General features: G+C 59.9%; 7 protein-coding genes. All 7 read right to left on the bottom strand.

Annotation, left to right across the window (positions count from 1 at the left end; genetic code table 11):
• A partial coding sequence (locus P1U71_RS17735; protein WP_301107007.1) for a 2Fe-2S iron-sulfur cluster-binding protein occupies window positions 1–506 on the bottom strand: 506 nt, incomplete at its 3' end.
• On the bottom strand, window positions 499–1,401 hold the full coding sequence (locus tag P1U71_RS17740; protein ID WP_301107008.1) for a methyltetrahydrofolate cobalamin methyltransferase: 903 nt from the start codon (window positions 1,399–1,401) through the stop codon (window positions 499–501). The genes P1U71_RS17740 and P1U71_RS17735, both read right to left, overlap by 8 nt.
• Before the next feature lie 91 nt (window positions 1,402–1,492).
• Window positions 1,493–2,584: a methylenetetrahydrofolate reductase gene (locus P1U71_RS17745; RefSeq protein ID WP_301107009.1), complete on the bottom strand. Its 1,092-nt coding sequence runs from the start codon at window positions 2,582–2,584 to the stop codon at window positions 1,493–1,495.
• Window position 2,585: 1 nt separating this feature from the next.
• A complete protein-coding gene (locus P1U71_RS17750; RefSeq protein WP_301107010.1) occupies window positions 2,586–3,119 on the bottom strand; it encodes a methylenetetrahydrofolate reductase C-terminal domain-containing protein in 534 nt (177 codons plus the stop codon).
• Window positions 3,119–3,421, bottom strand: coding sequence for a virulence factor (locus tag P1U71_RS17755; RefSeq protein ID WP_301107011.1), 303 nt, complete (start codon window positions 3,419–3,421; stop codon window positions 3,119–3,121). The genes P1U71_RS17750 and P1U71_RS17755 overlap by 1 nt, the downstream gene beginning before the upstream one ends.
• Before the next feature lie 4 nt (window positions 3,422–3,425).
• Entirely contained in the window at window positions 3,426–4,025 is a 600-nt protein-coding gene (locus tag P1U71_RS17760; protein WP_301107012.1) for a DUF1638 domain-containing protein, read from the bottom strand.
• A gap of 23 nt (window positions 4,026–4,048) precedes the next feature.
• On the bottom strand, window positions 4,049–4,243 hold a 195-nt coding region (locus P1U71_RS17765), incomplete at its 5' end, for a hypothetical protein (protein ID WP_301107013.1).

Consider the following 4,243-nt stretch of genomic DNA (forward strand, 5'->3'; position numbering starts at 1 on the left):
TCCCACTGCTGTTTCAATGCCGCGCAAAGCCGCTCGAAATCGCCGGTCGGGTTATGCATATCCGGTTCCAGCACCTGGACAAAATGCAGCCGGATCGCCGGGTCCATCTCGATTTTCCGGTCATCAGCCTGCTTGACGACGACCTGCTTATGCACCTGGCTGGTTGCAGGCACGTCAATCACCGCATCGCCCAGAAGCTGCGCCTGACAGCTGAGCCGCCGACCGTCCTTCAGCTTGCGCCGACCCGCATATTTCTGCTCGACCTCGTTAAAGGGAGAAAGCGAGTTTTCCCGGCTGGTCACCCCATGCTTGGAAAATCTACCGACCGTCATATCCACCTGACAACGGCCGCATATCCCGCGACCGCCGCACACGCTGTCGATATCCACGCCGAGAAGGCGGGCGGCCTCCAGCACCGGTGTGCCATGGGGAAAGCGCCCCCGCTTGCCCGACGGCATGAAAGCGATCAGATGGGTTTTTTCCTTTCCCAGCGACCGATCAGGCATTGCGTCTCCGTCGCCGGCCCGCGCGGCGAGCCTCCTCGCTGCCTTCTGCCGCCGGTTCGCGGAAGGTCTTGATCCATTTCACGCAGTTCGGATCATTCCCCATCACCACATTCGCGCCCTTGATGGCGGCCATTTCCGGCTCATGCAGCGGATTTGTAATCGCCGAGGTCATGCCCGCGCCGATCGCCATGGAAAGAAACGCCGCATTCATGCCGTGGCGGTTGGGAAGCCCAAAGCTGAAGTTGGAGGCCCCACAGGTCGTGTTGACTTTAAGTTCCTCCCGCAAGCGGCGAACGAGCGACATCACCTGCCGGCCCGCGTCATTAAGCGCCCCCACCGGCATCACCAGCGGATCGACCACCACGTCGGAGGCCGGAATGCCGTAATCCTGCGCCCGTTCGACAATCTTTTTGGCAACGGCAAAGCGCACATCCGGGTCCTCAGAGATACCCGTTTCATCATTGGAGATGGCAACCACCGCCGCACCATATTTCTTGACCAGCGGCAGGACCGTTTCCAGACGGTCCTCTTCGCCGGTGACAGAATTAACCAGCGGCTTGCCCTGATAAACAGAGAGGCCGGACTCCAATGCCGCAACGATAGAACTGTCAATGGAGAGCGGCACATCGGTCAGGCTCTGCACGAGCTGGATCGCCTCCGCCAGGATACGTGGTTCATCGGCGAGCGGGATACCGGCATTAACATCGAGCATCTGCGCCCCGGCGGCAACTTGCGCAAGCGCATCCGATTCCACGCGGCTGTAATCGCCGTTCTTCATTTCCTCGGCCAGCAGTTTACGCCCTGTCGGGTTGATCCGTTCCCCGATAATCACAAAGGGCCGGTCAAAGCCGATGACGACTTCCTTGGTCGCCGAAGAAATCAGGGTATCCGTCATGCCAATATGCCTTATAGAACGGGGCTTTCGCCGATTAAAACTCTCTTTCCATTAAACGGCAGAACCGTCTTCTCTCTTGTTCAGGACCGACTTAGTGTTCCTCAAAAGCGGCAGCCACCGCCTCCTCTGGATCGATGGGATGCTCAAACTGGTCCTTGGCGGTCTCGAAGGCCTCGGTCACCGCCTCAAAATCGGGATTGCTCTCGCGTGTCCATGGGCGACGGCCTTTCAAGATACCGGATTCATGAACGATTTCCGCGACCAGCTCCTCCTGCCGGTAGGCCATGACATGCGCGCCGGAGACGCCCGTCATCTCCCGCACCTGCTGGAGCATCTCGATACAGATTTTCTTGCCCTCAAGCTTCTGATCCTCCGCGCCTTCCAGCCGGTCGATAATCGCATCGGGGATATGGATGCCGGGCACATTACTCCTGATCCATTTCGCGGCGCGGGCAGAGGCAAGCGGCCCGACGCCAATCAGGATGTAGCATTTCTCGTCAAGCCCCAGATCGCGCACCTGCTCCATATAGCGGTCCAACATCGGGATATCGAAGCAATATTGCGATTGCACGAACTGCGCCCCGGCCTCGATCTTCTTGGCCAGCCGGAGCGGTCGGAAATCATAGGGTGGTGCGAAGGGATTGATCGCCGCGCCCAGAAACACCTGCGGCGGAGAGGAAATCTTGCGCCCCGACAGGAACCGCCCCTCATCGCGCATCAGGCGGATCGTCCGCAGGAGCGACATGCAATCAAGGTCAAAGACCGGCTTGGCGCCCGGTTGATCGCCCGCCTGCACCCCGTCGCCGGTCAGGCAGAGGATATTATTCACCCCCATCGCCGCCGCACCGAGGACATTACCCTGAATGGCGATACGGTTATGATCGCGGCAGGATATCTGCATGATCGGGGAGTAGCCCACACGGGTTAGCAGCGCACAGATCCCGACGGAGGACATATGGCAGTTCGCGCCAGACCCGTCCGTCGCGTTGATCCCATCCACCCAACCATCGAATACCGCGCCGCGATCGAAGACTTCCGTAGGATCGGCGCTGTCGGGCGGGTTAAGCTCCGCCGTCACGGCAAACTCCCCGGCGCGCAGCACCCGCTCCAGCCGTCCGCGGGAGGTATGACCCGGTTGCGGCGGCAGCGGTGCGCTTATGTCTGCGGGGGCAGTTGCGATCATATTAGGCAGCTCCCGTCTTTTCGGCTTCCGCCGCCTCAGCCGACTGCGCAGTCGCCCGAAGCCAGGCGGAAGAGCCGGAAAAGGAATGATCGACCGGCGACTGAACGCTCAGGATATTGTCCCCTGCCCGCATTTGGCGGCTGCCTTTCCAGGCCTGCACCCAGACACAGGGCATATCCGGCTCCACCTCACAATTGCCATTCGCCCGCACACCGCCGCAGGGGCCATTCCGCAGGGATTTCGGGCAGTTCATCGGGCAGGACATACCGGTATCGCTGAGCGCGCATTGCCCGCACATCCGGCAGTCAAAGAGGAATTTCTTCACCGTCTTCTCGACCAGAACCACCGGCTTTTCCGCGCGGCTGTAGCCAACAAATTTCCAGAAAGGATGAAGTTTCAGGAACACGCCCGCGAGAAGGTTGTAAACCCGCTCCAGCCCACGCGAATGCCGCACCGACCAGAGCCGCACCGAGTAAAAGGCACGGTTGCGGGTAACGGGGCTGCGGCTTGCGGGTTGATAGGCGGATTTCGGCATTAGCTTTCCTTCCGGCCGCCGGAGACAACCAGCGCCCGGAGCGCCGCCTCATCGAAAGCCGCCTCCAGAGCGGCGGCATGCGCCGCCGCGAGGGCCTCCAGATCACCGTCAACAGTTTCTGGGTCGCCCTTGCGCCAGCCTTCGAGATAGGCATCCGACTCATGCGCCTTGTCGCGCATGGCCGCCATATCGATTGCCTCCTGAAAGCGCTCGGAGAGCATGACCTTGGCGTTCTTGCGGCCTTGCTTGACCACGATCTGGGAGGGGATATCCCGCCAATATAGAATGGTGAGTTGCGCCATCGCCCTACCCCGCCTTCTTATTCAGAAAATCACCAATGCCGTTGAGGCCGGTAAAGCGATATTCATAGCGAAGAGACAAACGATCCGCCGCAGCGCGCGCCTTCTCCTGCAACTCAGCATTCTCGATCTGGGAAATATAGACAAGCCGGGTATAATTTCCGAAATAGAGCGGGAGAAGTTCGGGGTGCCTGTCGATACCAAGTCCTTCGATCGTCAGCTTCTCGAAATGCCGGGCGAGGAAATCGGTGAGATAGAAGGTGCCGACTTCCGCCTCCTGCAGGGCATCGAAAATGGCACTGCCGGTAAAAAACTCATAGCAATGGGCGCCCGCGATACGCTCCACCCCCTCTTCCTCCAATACCTTATCGAGAAGCCCGCCCGTGCCGCAATCGCCATAAAGAGCATAGATGTGCGCGAACTGACCGCGCTTTTCGCGTATTTTGGTGCGCATGGCATTCGGGATAAGCGCGGGCGTGTTATGGAGCTTGGCGGGCAAGCAACTGACCTCCATATGCTCCCAGCCATTGGCGCGGATGACGGCGAGCGTTTCCCCGGCCAACGCACCGCAGGCGATCAGAAGCGTTTTTTCCGGCGCAACTGTCATATCACGCTCCCAAGGCAAAGGGGTCAGGCCGCTCGGCGTTCGGCAACCATCTTCTGGGCAATCTCCACCGTCATCGCCGCATCCCGGCCATAGGCATCGGCGCCGACACTATCAGCAAATTCCTCATTGAGCGGGGCACCGCCGACCATGACGATATAGTCATCGCGGATGCCCTTTTCCTTCATGGTGTCGATCACGACCTTCATATAGGGCATGGT

Source organism: Sneathiella sp., assembly GCF_029233945.1.
Lineage (GTDB): Bacteria > Pseudomonadota > Alphaproteobacteria > Sneathiellales > Sneathiellaceae > Sneathiella.

What these genes read in the sequence shown, in the direction of transcription:
- P1U71_RS17755 (WP_301107011.1), bottom strand. Translation starts at nt 3,421, where the DNA reads ATGGCGCAACTCACCATTCTATATTGGCGGGATATCCCCTCCCAGATC.
- P1U71_RS17740 (WP_301107008.1), bottom strand. Translation starts at nt 1,401, where the DNA reads ATGACGGATACCCTGATTTCTTCGGCGACCAAGGAAGTCGTCATCGGC.
- P1U71_RS17760 (WP_301107012.1), bottom strand. Translation starts at nt 4,025, where the DNA reads ATGACAGTTGCGCCGGAAAAAACGCTTCTGATCGCCTGCGGTGCGTTG.
- P1U71_RS17750 (WP_301107010.1), bottom strand. Translation starts at nt 3,119, where the DNA reads ATGCCGAAATCCGCCTATCAACCCGCAAGCCGCAGCCCCGTTACCCGC.
- P1U71_RS17745 (WP_301107009.1), bottom strand. Translation starts at nt 2,584, where the DNA reads ATGATCGCAACTGCCCCCGCAGACATAAGCGCACCGCTGCCGCCGCAA.